The 15389-nt window shown below is 71.9% G+C and carries 11 protein-coding genes and 1 tRNA gene; 4 read left to right on the top strand and 8 right to left on the bottom strand.

Annotation, left to right across the window (positions count from 1 at the left end):
• The first annotated feature begins 115 nt into the window (after window positions 1-115).
• The 4 genes from OG736_RS24490 to OG736_RS24475 are packed head-to-tail and all read left to right on the top strand — an operon-like array spanning window position 116 to window position 2254.
• Complete coding sequence (locus OG736_RS24490) at window positions 116-553, top strand: hypothetical protein (protein ID WP_327184345.1); 438 nt, start codon at window positions 116-118, stop codon at window positions 551-553.
• A 35-nt stretch (window positions 554-588) separates the two neighbouring features.
• Window positions 589-897: a hypothetical protein gene (locus OG736_RS24485; RefSeq protein WP_327184344.1), complete on the top strand. Its 309-nt coding sequence runs from the start codon at window positions 589-591 to the stop codon at window positions 895-897.
• Between the two features lies 1 nt (window position 898).
• Window positions 899-1375: a hypothetical protein gene (locus tag OG736_RS24480; protein WP_327184343.1), complete on the top strand. Its 477-nt coding sequence runs from the start codon at window positions 899-901 to the stop codon at window positions 1373-1375.
• Between the two features lie 24 nt (window positions 1376-1399).
• Entirely contained in the window at window positions 1400-2254 is an 855-nt protein-coding gene (locus tag OG736_RS24475) for a DUF3592 domain-containing protein (RefSeq protein WP_327184342.1), read from the top strand.
• Between the two features lie 69 nt (window positions 2255-2323).
• On the opposite strand, the gene OG736_RS24470 is transcribed toward OG736_RS24475, so the two are convergent.
• The 8 genes from OG736_RS24470 to OG736_RS24435 form a co-directional block, all read right to left on the bottom strand.
• A tRNA-Thr gene (locus tag OG736_RS24470) sits at window positions 2324-2397 on the bottom strand.
• Between the two features lie 118 nt (window positions 2398-2515).
• Window positions 2516-4093 carry an alpha/beta hydrolase gene (locus OG736_RS24465; RefSeq protein WP_327184341.1) on the bottom strand — a complete coding sequence of 526 codons (1578 nt, stop codon included), beginning with the start codon at window positions 4091-4093 and terminating at the stop codon, window positions 2516-2518.
• 190 nt (window positions 4094-4283) lie between these two features.
• The gene (locus tag OG736_RS24460; protein ID WP_327184340.1) at window positions 4284-5489 is read right to left on the bottom strand and encodes a DNA polymerase III subunit delta'; all 1206 of its coding nucleotides are present in this window, start codon (window positions 5487-5489) and stop codon (window positions 4284-4286) included.
• Window positions 5490-5623: 134 nt separating this feature from the next.
• On the bottom strand, window positions 5624-8914 hold the full coding sequence (gene tmk, locus OG736_RS24455; RefSeq protein WP_327184339.1) for a dTMP kinase: 3291 nt from the start codon (window positions 8912-8914) through the stop codon (window positions 5624-5626).
• 217 nt (window positions 8915-9131) lie between these two features.
• On the bottom strand, window positions 9132-11963 hold the full coding sequence (topA, locus tag OG736_RS24450; RefSeq protein WP_327184338.1) for a type I DNA topoisomerase: 2832 nt from the start codon (window positions 11961-11963) through the stop codon (window positions 9132-9134).
• Window positions 11964-12291: 328 nt separating this feature from the next.
• On the bottom strand, window positions 12292-12489 hold the full coding sequence (locus OG736_RS24445) for a hypothetical protein (protein ID WP_327184337.1): 198 nt from the start codon (window positions 12487-12489) through the stop codon (window positions 12292-12294).
• Between the two features lie 626 nt (window positions 12490-13115).
• Window positions 13116-14657, bottom strand: coding sequence for a DUF7059 domain-containing protein (locus tag OG736_RS24440; protein WP_442817069.1), 1542 nt, complete (start codon window positions 14655-14657; stop codon window positions 13116-13118).
• Between the two features lie 56 nt (window positions 14658-14713).
• On the bottom strand, window positions 14714-15316 hold the full coding sequence (locus OG736_RS24435; RefSeq protein WP_314224941.1) for a small secreted protein: 603 nt from the start codon (window positions 15314-15316) through the stop codon (window positions 14714-14716).
• Window positions 15317-15389: the final 73 nt, after the last annotated feature.

Below are 15389 nucleotides of genomic sequence, written 5' to 3'. Positions count from 1 at the left end.
GTCCCCATCGTGGACGCGTTCCGGATCGCGCACGACGAGGTCAGTACCGAACCGCGCCGCACATCACCAGAGGTCACCAGACATCACCGGTTGTCGACGAGAAGGGGAAGCCGTCATGGGAATCTTCAGGAAGCGCCACCAGACCCGCGAGGAACGGGCCGCCGAGATCGCCGGCAAGGTGGCCGGCGGCAAGGGCTTCTACGGTCGCGCGACCCGCGCATTCCTCGACGCCGAGGACTTCGCCAGGGTCCAGCAGTCGATGAACGCGTACAACTCCGGCCTCGGCGTACAGCAGTTGCTCGCCATGGGGGTGCCGACCATACCCGCCGTCGTCGTGTCGATCGGCGACACCGGCAAGCTGGTCAACTTCGACCCGGTCGTCGACCTGGTCGTCGACCTGGTGCCCCAACCGACCGGGGCCGCCGAGCGGATCACCCTCCGGACGATCGTCTCGAAGCTGCGGATACCCCGCGCCGGCGACCAGGTCCTGCTGATCGCCGACCCCGCGCGGCCCGGCGACTACCTGTACGCCGGGGACGGCGTCACCCCGTGAGGCCGGAGCCGTCCGAAGTCCCGGAGCCGTCCGAAGTGCCGCCGCCGTCCGAAGTGCCGGAGCCGTACGAGGTGCCGGAGCCGTACGAGGTGCTGGTGACCGACACCGTCCTGATCTCCTTCGACGGCCGGATACTGGAGCTGTTCGGCTACTCCGACACCCACCGCATCCACATCTGGCAGGCACCCCGGCTGGAGTTCGGCACGGGCCGCAACCCCCGGATGACGATCGTCACCGGACGCGGCACACGTCACTCCCTCCCCTACGACGCGCACCGGCTCGACGGCCTGCGCGCCCTCGCGGAGCGGCTGGCACAGAGCTCTCCCGAGCGGCCGGAGCCCTGAGATGACCGACGGCGGGAACGACGGCGGGAACGGCAACCCCGAGCCGACGCAGGTCTCCGACATCGGCCTCTACGGCACGGTGGTCCTGTACTCCACCACCGTGGGCATGTGCGTGTGCGGACCGGTCATGCTGGGCTTCACCGTCTTCGCCGATGCTCCCCTCCTGCTCGGGGGCATCCTGTCCACGCTGCTCTGCACGCCCCTGGGCATCGGGCTCTGGGCCCACGCCTCCCTCGAGAGAGCCGACAACCGGCGGCTCGACACCGTCGGGGTCAAGGCGACGGCGGAGGTCACCGACCTGACCGCCTGGGAGGACGGGGACGACGCCGGTGTCACGGTCGCGCTCCGCATCGGCGGCCCGGGCTTCCGCACGTTCGAGACGACCTGGAAACGCTCACGGCACCCGGCCCTGCGCGTGGGTCTCCGCCTGCCGGCCGTCGTCGACCCGGCCGACAACCTGTTCCGTGTCTCCCTCTGATCGGCACAGAAAGGCCGGCACTCGATGGGCGGTTACGAGCTACTGGAGCTGTGGTGGGTGGTGCCCGCGGGGCTGGCGCTCCTCGGCTACGCCCTCTCGCTCACCGGACTGACCCGGGCCCAGCGCGCGGTATGGGTGAAGGCGCGGATCGTGGCCGTGGAACCGCCGGCCCACGGCGCGTCCAAGAGGCCCGGCATACCGGTGACGCTCGCGTTCCAGGACCCGTTCTCCAAAACGCAGTTCACCCTGTCGAACGCGGGCAGCCACGGCTACTCGGTCGAGGAAGCCTGGGTGGGCCGGGAACTACAGGTGCGCTACCCCCGCGGGCAGCCGCACCGGTTCCGCGTCACGCTCGACACCCCGCAGGACAGGAACGGTCGGGTCGGCCCCGACTGCGCGACGATCCTGCTCCTCATCGGCCTCGTGATCCACGCGGCCGTCGTCCGGGGCTACCCGTACGCGCTGCTCGGCTTCGGCGCCCTGCTCACCGTCTTCGCGGCGGCCAGTCCCGACATCCGCACCGCGCGCACCCGCGACGCCCTGCTCTCCTCGGCCGTCGCCGCCCCGGCCCGCGTCGTGGCCGTCACCAGGGACGTCTACACCGACGGTGAGGGCGACGAGATCGTCAACCACGCCCCCGTCGTCACCTTCACCACCCAGGACGGCACCCACGTCACGGTCCTCTCCCGCGACGGCATCCCCGACCCGAGGCACTCCCTCCACCGCGAACTGACCCTTTACTACGCCCCCTCCGACCCGGCCGTCTACACCCCCGACCTCACAGCGGACCGCCGCGCCAACGAAGGAGCCATCGGCTGGATCATCATCCTGCTGATCACCGGCCTGGCGTCGATCGCGACCGGCGCGGCCCTGCTGTGACGCCCGCCCCCGGGCTCGCCAAAAGCAAAAGCCCCAGGTCACGGCGAGTGAGTCCTGAGGCTTCGGCAGAGCCGCCTTCGGGATTCGAACCCGAGACCTACGCATTACGAGTGCGTTGCTCTGGCCATCTGAGCTAAGGCGGCGCGCTGTCCGCACCATGGTGCGATCAGCAACGTCGGTAAGTCTACACAGTTTCCAGGGGTGCTCCGAACAGCCCCCGGGAGCGGTCCTCCCGGGGGCCGAGGGCCGGCACCGGGCGGTCTACTTGCAGCGCTTGCCGTCCGCCGGAGGCGTTCCGTGGAGCAGGTAGGTGTCGATAGCCGAGTCGATGCAGGCGCTGCCGCGGCCGTAGGCGGTGTGGCCGTCGCCCTCGTAGGTGAGGAGGCGGGCGGAGGTGAGCTGGTGAGCGAGGGACCGGGCCCAGCGGTACGGGGTCGCCGGGTCGCGGGTGGTGCCGACGACGACGATCGGGGCGGCGCCCTTCGCCTCGATGAGGTGCGGCTCACCCGTGGGCCTCACCGGCCAGTAGGCGCAGTTCAAGGAGGCCCAGGCGAGGCCCTCACCGAAGACCGGGGACGCCTTCTCGAAGGCCGGGAGTGCCTTCTCGACCTGATCGGGGGTGGAGAAGGCGGCGGGGAGGTCGAGACAGTTCACCGCCGCGTTGGCGGCCATCAGGTTGGCGTAGCGGCCGTCGGCGTCCCGCTCGTAGTAACTGTCGGAGAGGGCGAGCAGGCCCGCGCCGTCCTTGCTCTTGATCGCCGAGGTCAGCGCCTCGCGCAGCTGCTCCCAGGTGCTCTCGTCGTACATCGCCGCGATCACGCCGGTGGTGGCGAGGGCCTCACCGAGCTTGCGGCCGTCCTGGTCGCCGGTGGGGATCGGGTGCGCGTCGAGTGTGCGGAAGAAGGCCTTGAGGTTCTCGCCGACCTTGGCGGGAGCCGTGCCCTTGCCTCCGAGCGGGCAGTCGGTCCGCGTGACGCAGTCCTTCGCGAACGACTGGAACGCCGTCTCGAACCCCGCCGTCTGGTCCAGGTTCAGCCGCCGGGCGGGCAGCGACGGGTCCATCGCACCGTCCAGGACGAGCCGGCCCACCCGGTTCGGGAAGAGCCCCGCGTACGTCGCGCCGAGGAACGTCCCGTACGACGCCCCCACGTACGTCAGCTTCCCGTCACCCAGGACCGCGCGCAGGATGTCCATGTCACGGGCCGCCTCCACGGTGGAGACGTGTCGCAGCAGCCGTGCCGAGTGCGCGCCGCAGCCCTCCGCGAACTCCTTGTACGCGTCGACGAGTTCGCCGGTCTCCCGCTGGTCGTCGGGGGTCGTGTCCGTCTGCGTGTACGTGTCCATCGCGCGCCCGTCGAGGCACTCCACGGGCTCGCTGCGGGCCACGCCCCGCGGGTCGACGGCGACCATGTCGTAGCGGGCGCGGACTCCTGCGGGGTAGCCGATGCCGGCGTACTGCTGGAGGTAGCCGACCGCCGAGCCGCCCGGTCCGCCCGGGTTCACCAGCAGCGAGCCGAGCCGCTTGCCCGGGCCGGTCGCCTTCTTGCGGGCAACCGCGAGCCGGACGTCGCCCGCGCCCGGGTCGGCGTAGTCGAGCGGCGCCTTCAGGGTGGCGCACTCGAAGCCGGGCACGCCGCAGCCGCGCCAGCTCAGCTTCTGCCCGTAGTACGGCGCGAGCGCCGACGGCGTGGCCCGCGGCAACGCGACGAGCGCCGCCACCACCGTCGAGCCGGCGGAGCTCGTCGACTCCGCGGCGGAACAGCCGGAGACGAGCAGCGCGGTGAGCGAGAGGAGGGTGACGCCGGTACGGGACCTGCGGAGAGAGCGCCTCATGTACATCCAGCGAGCGTAACTCTGCGCAATGTCACGAACGCGGTACGTACGCGAACGGACACGGACGAGTGACGTCGTCAACCCAAGATCGACGTCGGTGTCGGTCCAGCGGTCGGCATCGGCCCGGTGACCGGCCTCGGCCCGGCGGTCGGTACCAGTCCGGTGGTCCGTACCGGTCCGCTCGCAGTCGTCGGTGTCAGCCCGCTCTCAGGGCCATCGTCATCGCCTCCACCGCCAGCAGCGGAGCCACATTGCGGTCGAGGGCCTGTCTGCATCCGGCGATGGCCTCGATGCGGCGGAGGGTGGACTCCGGGCTGCTGCCACGGGCGAGCCGCTCGAGGGCGTCCTCGGCGTCCATGTTGGCGATCGCGACGCGGGAGCCGAGCTGGAGGGCGAGGACGTCGCGGTAGAAGGCGGTCAGGTCGGTGAGCGCGAGGTCGAGGCTGTCGCGCTGCGTACGCGTCCTGCGGCGCTTCTGCTTGTCCTCCAGGTCCTTCATCACACCCGCCGTGCCGCGCGGCATCCGACCGCCCTGGGCCGCGCCCATCGCCGCCTTCAGCTCCTCGGTCTCCTTTCCGTCCATCTCCTCCGCGAGCTGCTTGGCGTCCTCGGTCGCCGCGTCGACCAGCTCCTGGGCCGCACGGAGACAGCCGCCGACGTCGTCGACGCGCAAGGGCAGCTTCAGCACGGCCGCGCGGCGCTCGCGGGCGGCGGGGTCGGTGGCCAGCCGGCGGGCCCGGTCGACGTGCCCCTGCGTGGCCCGGGCGGCGGCCGCGGCGACGGCCGGCTCGATGCCCTCGCGCCGGATGAGCATGTCGGCGACGGCGTCGACGGAGGGCGTGCGCAGGTTCAGGTGCCGGCAGCGGGAGCGGATGGTGGGCAGCACATCCTCGAGGGAGGGCGCGCAGAGCAGCCAGACCGTCCGCGGGGCGGGCTCCTCGACGGCCTTGAGGACGGCGTTGGCGGACTTCTCGTTCAGCCGCTCGGCGTCCTCGACGAGGATGATCTGCCAGCGGCCCGTGGCGGGCGAGGTGTACGACTTGCGGACCGTGTCGCGCATGTCCTCGGCGAGGATCTGCGAACCGACCGCGGCGACGGTGTTGACGTCGGCGTGGGTGCCGATGAGCGCCGTATGACAGCCGTCGCAGAACCCGCAGCCCGGGACGCCGCCGAGCGCCCGGTCCGGGCTCACGCACTGGAGGGCGGCGGCGAAGGCCCGCGCCACCTGGCCGCGACCGGCGCCGGGCGGACCGGTGATCAGCCAGGCGTGCGTCATCTTCGACGTCTCGGGCGGCGGGGTGGCGGTGCCGGCCGCGGTGACGAGCGCGTCGGCGTCCCGAGCGGCAGCGGCGAGCTGCTCGCTCACCTTCTCCTGCCCGACGAGGTCGTCCCACACGGTCATGCGTCACGCCGCCCTTTCGTCACGTTTCGCGTTGCGGCTTCCATTGTGCGGGGAGCCACTGACAATCGAGCCACGGGTGAGGCCGGTCGTCCCGCCGCCGACCGACGGCGGGACGTCCGGCGGTGCCGGAACGCTCAGCGGCGTCGGCCCCGCCCGCGGCCCTCGTCGTTCCCGTCCTCGTCCCGGCGCGGGCCCAGCAGTTCGTCCGCCAGCGTCGGCAGATCGTCCAGCGGGGTCTCCTCGGCCCAGTCCGGCCGGGGGCGCTGGCGAGGCGTGCCCTCCTCGTCGACCTGCGGCAGCTCGCGCGTACGGTCGTCGGCCCCGTCCGGCCGCGCTCCGCCCTGCTCGCCCCGCTCGTCGCGGAAGTACCCCGGCGGCACCCGGTCCGAGGGGTTCCGGTCCCGCACGGGAGGCAGCACGGCCGTCTCGTCGGCAGGGTTCCCGTCGCGCACCGGAGGCAGCACGGCCGTCTCGTCCTCGGAGCTGTCGCCGCGCACCGGAGGCAGGACCGCCGTCTCGTCGGCGGCCCCCGGCGGAATCGAGGGCTGCGGCAGCTCGGCCGTCACCTCGGCGTCGGCCCCGCCCGCGGAGCCCTGCTGCTTCCCGGATCCGGACGCCGTCCCGGACGTCCTGGAGGGCTGCTCGGGTTCCTTGTCCATGCGGATCGGCGGCAGCACCGCCGTCTCGTCCACCGGCCCGCCCGACGCGTTCGTCGGAGTCACCACCGGCGTCGGCACGGTCACGGCCTCCGGCGGGACCGCCGAAGCCGACGAAGCCGCGGTCGCCGTGGGGCGCACCGGCTTCGGTCCGACCTGTGCCGCGGCTGCGGCCTGCTCCGCCGCGCGTCGGGCCTGCTCGGCCCGCAGCAGCGCCTCCTCGGCCTTCCGCTGCTTCTCCAGACGCCGGGCCTCGGCCTCGGCACGCAGCCGCGCCTCCTCCTCGGCCTGCCGACGGCGCCGCTCCTCCTCCGCCTTGCGGCGGGCCTCCTCCTCGGCGCGGGCCTTCTCCTCCGCGAGGAGCCGGACCCGCTCCTCCTCTGCGCGCCTGCGGGCTTCCTCGGCGCGCAGCCGCGCCTCCTCGGCCTGCCGTTCGGCCTCGCGCCGCTGCGCCTCCTCCAGCTCGCGCCGCTTGCGCTCCTCCTCCTCGGCGCGCAGCTTGGCGAGCTGCTCCTGGCGCTCGCGCTCCAGGCGCTCCTCCTCGGCCTTGCGAGCGGCCTCTTCCTCGGCCTTGCGACGGGCCTCTTCCTCGGCCTTCCTGCGCGCCTCCTCCTGGGCCTTGATCTCGGCCTCGGACAGCGGCAGCAACTGGTCGAGCCGGTGCCGGACGGCCGTCGTGACCGCCTCGGGCTCCTGGGCCGCGTCGACCACCAGGTAGCGGCCCGGGTCGGCGGCGGCCAGCGTGAGGAAGCCGGAGCGCACGCGCGTGTGGAACTCGGCCGGCTCCGACTCCAGCCGGTCCGGCGCCTCCGTGAACCGCTCGCGGGCGGCCTCCGGCGACACGTCCAGCAGGACCGTCAGATGCGGGACCAGGCCGTTCGTCGCCCAGCGCGAGATCCGCGCGATCTCGGTCGGGGACAGGTCGCGGCCCGCGCCCTGGTAGGCCACGGACGAGTCGATGTACCGGTCGGTGATGACGACCGCGCCGCGCTCCAGGGCGGGCCGGACGACCGTGTCGACGTGCTCCGCGCGGTCCGCCGCGTACAGCAGCGCCTCCGCGCGGTGCGAGAGCCCGGCGCTGGAGACGTCCAGCAGGATCGAACGCAGCCGCTTGCCCACGGGCGTGGCCCCCGGCTCACGCGTGAGGACGACCTCGTGGCCCTTGGCCCTGATCCACTCGGCGAGCGCCTCGGCCTGCGTGGACTTGCCGGCGCCGTCACCGCCCTCCAGGGCGATGAAGAAGCCGGTCCCGACCGAGGTCTGCACCGGGTCGTCGCCGCCGAGCAGCGCGTCCCGCAGGTCCTGCCGCAGGGGTACGCCGGAACGGTCGTCGACCTTGGCCAGCACCAGCGCGGCCACCGGCAGCAGCAGCGCGCCGACCAGCATCAGCGTGAACGCCGCCCCGCCGTGTGCGAAGACGAACTTGCCGCTTTCCAGCCGGTGCGGCCCGATGAGCGCCGCCACCAGCGGGGCGATCACCGCGCCCAGCGCCACCACGACCCGTACGACGGCGTGCAGGTGCTCCGTCGTCCGCGCCCGGCGGTGTTCCTCGGTCTCCTGGTCGAGCAGGGCGTGCCCGGTGTTGGCGGCGACGCCCGCGCCGACGCCGGCCAGGGCCAGGATCAGCAGCACGCTGGTGACGTCCGGGACCAGCCCGGCGGCCAGCAGCGCCACGCCGGTGAAGGCGATGGCCAGCGCGAGCAGCCGGCGCCGCGACAGCGACGCCAGCACCTTCGGCGCCGTACGGACGCCGACGACGACCCCGCCGGTCAGCGCGAGCACGAACAGCCCGTACATGACCGGACCGCCGCCCAGGTCCTTGGCGTGCAGCACGGCCACGGCGACGGCGGCGGCGATCGCCCCGGCGACGGCGGCGCAGGCGAGGACCAGCAGCGGGATCGCGCCGGTGCGGCCCGCCTCGACGCCGGTGGCGGTCCTGGGCCGGCGCAGCCCCTCGAGCGGCGACCGCGCGCGCGGGGTGCGCAGTCCGGGCAGCTCCAGGAAGGTCACGATGGACAGCGACCCGGCGAAGAGCCCTCCGGCGACATACGAGGCGAGGGCCGCCTGGTGCTGTCCGAACCAGTCGATCCCGGCACCCAGAAGATTGTTGAACAGTGCCGCGACGACCAGCGTGGCCGCGCCCAGCGGGATCGTCACGAAGCCCGTGCGCAGCGACAGGCGGCGCAGGGCGTCCATGTGGTCGGGCAACGGCCGGACGGTCGCGCCCTCCAGCGGCGGGGCGGGCAGCAGGGCCGGGGACGCGCTCTCGCGGGCGACCGTCCAGAACCGCTCGGCCACCCCGGTCACGAACACCGTGACGAGCAGCAGGGCCAGGGCGTCGTCCGGCGTCCAGTCGATCCACAGCGGCGCGACGATCAGCAGCGCGGCGCGCACACCGTCCGCGCCGACCATGGTCCAGCGGCGGTCGAGCGGGCCGTCCGGCGAGGTCAGTGAGGTCAGTGGGCCCAGGAGGACGGCGCCGAAGAGGAGGGTGGCCAGAATCCGCACCGCGAAGACGGTCGCCACCGCGAAGGCCACGCCGCGGTAGCCGCCCCCGAAGGAGCCCTCCACGATGGCCGCCTGGAGGACGAGAAGGACGAACACCAGGAGTGCGAGGGTGTCTCCCACCCCGCTCACCAGCTGTGCGCTCCAGAGCCGCTTGAGCTGCGGCTCACGCAACAGGGCGCGCACAGCGCGCTCGCGGGAGTCCGCCACCAAGGCGTCGTCCGGTGCCGGGTGGTGGGCCGTTGGCTGCTCGGCTCGCGTCATGCTTTCAGCCTATCGGCCGCGACTGACACCCTGTCGCCCCCGTCCACGCGTGCGACCGCCCCGACACCAAAGTGATGCCGGGGCGTTGGTTTGACAATCCGCCGTGGTGGAACGGTGACGGGCTCCGTCGCCGATCAGGCGTCCGGCCGGTCGTACCGGCGGGCACCCGATCCGTCAGGTGACCAGCCGGGTGCCGGCTGTGCGATCAGCCGCGCGATCACTCCTCCGACGAAGCCGGGGAAGCCGTCGCCTTCTTCGTGACCGTCTTCTTCGCCGTCGCCTTCTTGGCCGTGGTCGTCTTCGCGGCGGTCTTCTTGGCGGCCGTCTTCTTCGCCGGGGCCGCCTTCTTCGCCGTCGCCTTCTTCGCGGGCGCCTTCTTGGCCGTCTTCTTGGCCGGCGCCTTGGCGCGCTTCTCGGCGAGCAGCTCGAAGCCGCGCTCCGGGGTGATCTCCTCGACGCTGTCACCGGAGCGCAGGGTCGCGTTGGTCTCGCCGTCCGTGACGTACGGCCCGAAGCGACCGTCCTTGACGACGACCGGCTGTCCGCTGACCGGGTCCGTGCCCAGCTCCTTCAGCGGCGGCTTGGCGGCGGCCCGGCCACGCTGCTTGGGCTGGGAGTAGATCTCCAGCGCCTCTTCGAGGGTGATCGTGAAGAGCTGGTCCTCGGTCTGGAGGGACCGCGAGTCCGTGCCCTTCTTCAGGTACGGGCCGTAGCGGCCGTTCTGCGCGGTGATCTCCACGCCCTCCGCGTCGGCGCCGACGACACGCGGCAGCGACATCAGCTTGAGGGCGTCCGCCAGCGTCACCGTGTCCAGCGACATCGACTTGAACAGCGAGGCCGTACGCGGCTTCACGGCGTTCTTGCCGGTCTTCGGGGTGCCCTCGGGGAGCACCTCGGTGACGTACGGGCCGTAGCGGCCGTCCCGGGCGATGATCTGGTGACCGCTCTCCGGGTCGGCACCGAGCTCGAAGTCGCCGCTCGGCTTGGCGAGCAGCTCCTCCGCGAGTTCGACGGACAGCTCGTCCGGGGCCAGGTCCTCGGGCACGTCCGCCCGCTGGTGACCTTCGGCGTCCTTCTCTCCGCGCTCGATGTAGGGGCCGTAGCGCCCGACCCGCAGCACGATGTCGTTGCCCACCGGGAACGACGACACCTCGCGCGCGTCGATCGCGCCCAGGTCGGTCACCAGCTCCTTGAGGCCGCCGAGGTGGTCCCCGTCGCCGTTGCCGGCTTCGGCCGCGCCGCCGTGGCCCGCGCCTTCGCCGAAGTAGAACCGCTTCAGCCACGGCACGGCCTGCGCCTCACCGCGGGCGATGCGGTCGAGGTCGTCCTCCATCCGGGCGGTGAAGTCGTAGTCGACCAGTCGGCCGAAGTGCTTCTCCAGGAGGTTGACCACGGCGAAGGACAGGAAGGACGGCACGAGTGCCGTGCCCTTCTTGAAGACGTAGCCGCGGTCGAGGATCGTGCCGATGATCGACGCGTACGTCGACGGGCGGCCGATCTCGCGCTCTTCGAGCTCCTTGACCAGGCTGGCCTCGGTGTAGCGGGCCGGGGGCTTGGTGGCGTGCCCGTCGACCGTGATCTCCTCGGCGGTCAGCGGGTCGCCCTCGCCGACCTGGGGCAGCCGGCGCTCGCGGTCGTCCAGCTCCGCGTTCGGGTCGTCGGCACCCTCGACGTACGCCTTCAGGAAGCCGTGGAAGGTGATCGTCTTGCCGGAGGCGCTGAACTCGACGTCGCGGCCGTCGGCCGCGGTGCCGCCGATCTTCACCGTGACGCTGTTGCCGGTCGCGTCCTTCATCTGGGAGGCGACCGTCCGCTTCCAGATCAGCTCGTAGAGCTTGAACTGGTCGCCGGTCAGACCCGTCTCGGCGGGCGTGCGGAAACGATCACCCGACGGGCGGATCGCCTCGTGCGCCTCCTGCGCGTTCTTGACCTTGCCGGCGTACGTGCGCGGCTGGGGCGGCAGGTAGTCGGCGCCGTACAGCTGCGTGACCTGGGCGCGGGCGGCGGTGATCGCCGTCTCGCTCAGCGTCGTGGAGTCCGTACGCATGTACGTGATGTAGCCGTTCTCGTACAGCTTCTGCGCGACCTGCATGGTGGCCTTCGCGCCGAAGCCGAGCTTGCGGCTGGCCTCCTGCTGAAGCGTCGTCGTACGGAACGGGGCGTACGGCGAGCGGCGGTAGGGCTTCGACTCGACGGACCGGACGGCGAACCGCGTGTTCTCCAGGGCGACGGCCAGGGCGCGGGCGTTCACCTCGTCGAGGTGGAGGATGTTCGCGCTCTTGAGTTGTCCCAGGGAGTCGAAGTCGCGGCCCTGCGCGACCCGCCTGCCGTCGACGGTCTGGAGGCGCGCGACCAGCGACGACGGGTCCGACACGTCGCCGGCGCGGCCGGTCGAGAAGGTGCCCGTCAGGTCCCAGTACTCGGCAGAACGAAACGCGATGCGCTCGCGTTCCCGCTCCACGACGAGACGGGTGGCGACGGACTGGACACGGCCGGCCGACAGGCGCGGCATGACCTTCTTCCACAGGACCGGCGAGACCTCGTAGCCGTAGAGACGGTCGAGGATGCGGCGGGTCTCCTGGGCGTCGACGAGCTTCTGGTTGAGCTGGCGCGGGTTGGCTACGGCGGCCCGGATCGCGTCCTTGGTGATCTCGTGGAAGACCATCCGCTTGACCGGGATCTTGGGCTTGAGGACCTCCTGGAGGTGCCAGGCGATCGCCTCGCCCTCGCGGTCCTCATCGGTGGCGAGGAAGAGCTCGTCGGATTCCTTGAGGAGATCCTTGAGCTTCTTTACCTGCGCCCGCTTGTCGGCGTTGACCACATAGATCGGCTGGAAGTCGTGTTCGACGTCCACACCGAGACGGCGGACCTCGCCCGTGTACTGGTCCGGCACCTCCGCGGCGCCGTTGGGAAGGTCACGGATGTGCCCGACGCTGGCCTCGACGATGTAGCCGGGGCCGAGGTAACCCTTGATCGTCTTCGCCTTGGCAGGCGACTCGACGATCACGAGTCGGCGGCCGCCCTTCGCGGTCTCGCTGGTCGGGGACAACTTCGCTCATCTCTCCGGTCGACGCTGGGGCCTCACCCAGGCCTTGCTCCCGGGGTCGGGTCATGGTGACGCTGCGGAGTGTGACGGTACATCCCGCCCCCGTGTCAAACGGGAAAAGCCCGCAACGGCCACTCGAACGGTAACCCGACTACCGCCATTCCTGCCGCCCGGAGTACCGACCGGCCCTTTTCCGTACGACCGGAACGCGTCTTCCCCTTTACCGGCGCGGCCACGTTCACGCGGTTCGAACGAGGGTCCGGCGAGATCCGCGAAGGGGGCCTCGGAGTCGGCCCCGTAGGCACTTCCGCAGGTGGTCACGGAGGCGGCTTCAGAGCCGGGTGAAGCACCACACCCCGACGGCCAGCGCACCGACGGAGGCCAGGGTCGCCAGGGTCGCCGATGCGACGGGGCTCACATCTTGGGCCACGGGTTCACGGTGCCGTACCCGGATCATGGTCCACATCAGCAGTGCGGCCCCGAACAGGGCGAACACCGCTCCCGTGAAGATCGTCGGCCCGGTCTCCATGATCGTCCCCGCCCCTTTTGCTCGGCCCGCGCCTGCCCCGGCCACGGGAGGCTGTCACGCGCGGGCGGCGCCCCGGCGAACCCGAGGTGAACGCCGGGGTCACGCGTGGGGTCGGAGGCCCCGGCGAGCCGTCGGCCGGGGCGCGGTCGAGGCACGGGCGACGGCCCCTCGGAGCAGGGCCCCGGGCGGTCCGGAGTGCGACGGAGCACACCGAACCCGGTGCGGGCTCATCCGGCCGACTTCGCCGACTTCGCCGTTGTCGATCGGCTCACATTGCATACGATCTTGACGAATCGGCGCCGAGCGCGAAGAGAACATGGAGAGCGGGAAGAACGGGCCGGCGGGAAGAACGGGTCGGAGCGGCTGGCGCGGCACGAGCGGGCGGCGCACCGGAAGACGTTCCGGACGACGTCCCGGATGACGTCGCAGGGGATGTCCCGGATGACGTCGCGGGCGATGTTCCCGACGGCCGACGGCGTCGCGGGCGATGTTCCGGATGACATCCCGAGTGGCGTCCCACATGGCGTTCCGGGTGACGCTCCGGATGCCATCCGGTGATCCGCTCCGACGGTCCAGGCCGGCCGGGTCCGAGCGGAACCGGCCGGATCCGGCCGGTTCCGCTCGGGTCACTCCGCCGGTTCGAGGAAACCCTGCTCCACCAGAAGGCGGATCTGGGCCGGAGTGCGGTCCCGCAGCAACACCGGATCCTCGCCGACCAGTTGGGCGATGGCGTCGAGAATGCGGCCGGCGCTCAGCGAGCCGTCGCACACGCCGGCGAAGCCCGCGCCGACCGTGTCCACCTTGGTGGCCCGGCGCATGCCGCGGTGCTGGCGCAGCACGACGTGCTCCGGGTCCTCGGCGCCGGGCAGTCCGACCTGCTCCTGGACGACCTCCGTGGCCAGCCGGAAGCGCCCGGCGAGCAGTGCCGCGTCGTCATGGGCACGCAGATAGTCCAGCCGTCCGAAGTGCGCCAGGACCGCGTCGCCCAGCGGCTGCTCGACCGAGTGCGGCCACTCCTCCACCGTGATCACCGGCTCGGCGGCCGTCGTCCTGCGCAGCGTGATCCAGCCGAAGCCGACGGCCTTCACCTTGCGTGCCTCGAACTCGTCCAGCCAGGTGTCGTAGTGCGCCTGGTACTCGGCCAGGTCGCCACGGTGATCACCGGCGTCCCTCAGCCAGAGCTCCGCGTACTGCGTGACGTCCTGCACCTCACGCTGCACGATCCACGCGTCGCACCCGCGCGGCACCCACGACCTGAGCCGGTCCTGCCAGTTCTCCCCTTCCACGTGCTGCCAGTTGGCGAGGAACTGCGCGAACCCGCCCTCGCTCAGCCGTTCCCCCGCCCCTTGAACGAGCGAGCGGCACAGATCGTCCCCGCCCATCCCGCCGTCGCGATAGGTCAGTCGGGCGCCCGGCGAGATCACGAACGGCGGATTCGACACGATCAGGTCGTACGTCTCGTCGTCCCGGAGCGGTTCGAACAGCGAGCCCTCGCGCAGGTCCGCCGCCGGAGCCCCGGACAGCGCGAGCGTGAGCGCGGTGATGTGCAGCGCGCGCGGGTTGAGGTCGGTCGCCGTCACGCGCGTGGCGTGCTGGGCGGCGTGCAGCGCCTGGATGCCGGAGCCGGTGCCGAGGTCGAGGGCGGCGGAGACGGGCGTGCGCACGGTGATACCGGCGAGGGTCGTCGACGCGCCGCCGACGCCGAGGACGACAGCGGTGTCCGCCTGGCCGCCTTCGCTCCCGCTGCCGCCCGCCCCACCGACCGCGCACCCGAGGTCGGAAACGATGAACCAGTCCTCGCCGCCCGGCCCGCCGTACGGCCGTACGTCCACGGTCGCGGCGACCTCGTCCTCACCCGTGGGGACCAGCCAGCCGCTCTCCACGCACGCGTGTACGGGCAGGAACTCCTCCACGCGCGCGTGCGGCACGGGCTGCTGGAGCAGGAAGAGGCGGACGAGTGTCTCCAGCGGCGTGTCCCCGCGGGTCGCGCGCAGCGCGGGGACGGTCTCGCTGCGGGCCAGGGCGGCGTAGGCGGGCGCGCCGAGCAGGTCGAGGAGACCGTCCGCGGTGAAGGAGGCCGCGAGCAGCGCCTCGCGCAGCCGGGCGGCCACGTCGGGGCGGTCGGCGGAGGGCAGGGGGGAGAGGGTGGCGTTACTCACGCCCCCCATTGTCTCCCGTCACCACTCGGGGCGCGTTCCCCCGGATCGTTCCGAGCCGCGCGGCCTCAGCTGGTCGTCGCGCGGGCCGAGGCGGAGGTGGCCACCTTCTTGCAGCTGGCCTGGTTGGCCATGGCGTTCTTGACGTCACCCTGCTCGAGGTTCTTCAGCGCGGTGTTGCCGCTCTTGCTGAGTTCGCCGAGGTCGGTGGCGATGTCCTGGAGACCGTCGGCGAACTTCGCCTGGTCCTTCGTGTCCAGCGCGTCGACCTGCTTCTTCAGGCCCGCGTAGGAGGTGGAGAGAGTGGTGAGCGCCGAGACGGCGTCCTTCTGCTTCTTCTCGCCGTCGTCGACGCCGGGCGGCGTCCCGGCCTTCTGGACGGCCTGGGCGAGCGCTCCGTAGGCGTCGGACATGTCCTGGAAGGCCTGCGAGTCGGTCTTCTGGACGTTCGCCGGAGCGTTGTTGTCCGTGGCGGCCTGCTTGATCGCGGCGTTGGCCGCGTCGACCTTCGCGTCCTGGGCAGGCAGTGCGTCGCAGACCTGCTTGGCCCAGGCGTCGAGCTCCTTGTTGCCGTCGTCGTCGCTGCTGCATCCGGTCAGCGCCAGTACCAGTACCGCACCGCCGGACATCACGGCCGCGAGCTTCTTGTTCACCGGGTTGGTCCCTTCCATGGCTCTCGGCCCCGGAACATACACGGCAACCGGGCGAGAACCCCAGAACGAATGTCCGCTATCTGGATTATTA

The sequence above is a fragment of the Streptomyces sp. NBC_01334 genome, assembly GCF_035983595.1.
GTDB lineage: Bacteria > Actinomycetota > Actinomycetes > Streptomycetales > Streptomycetaceae > Streptomyces > Streptomyces coriariae.
Note: the sequence above shows the minus strand (reverse complement) of the source record. Positions and strands in the feature narration are given on the sequence as shown.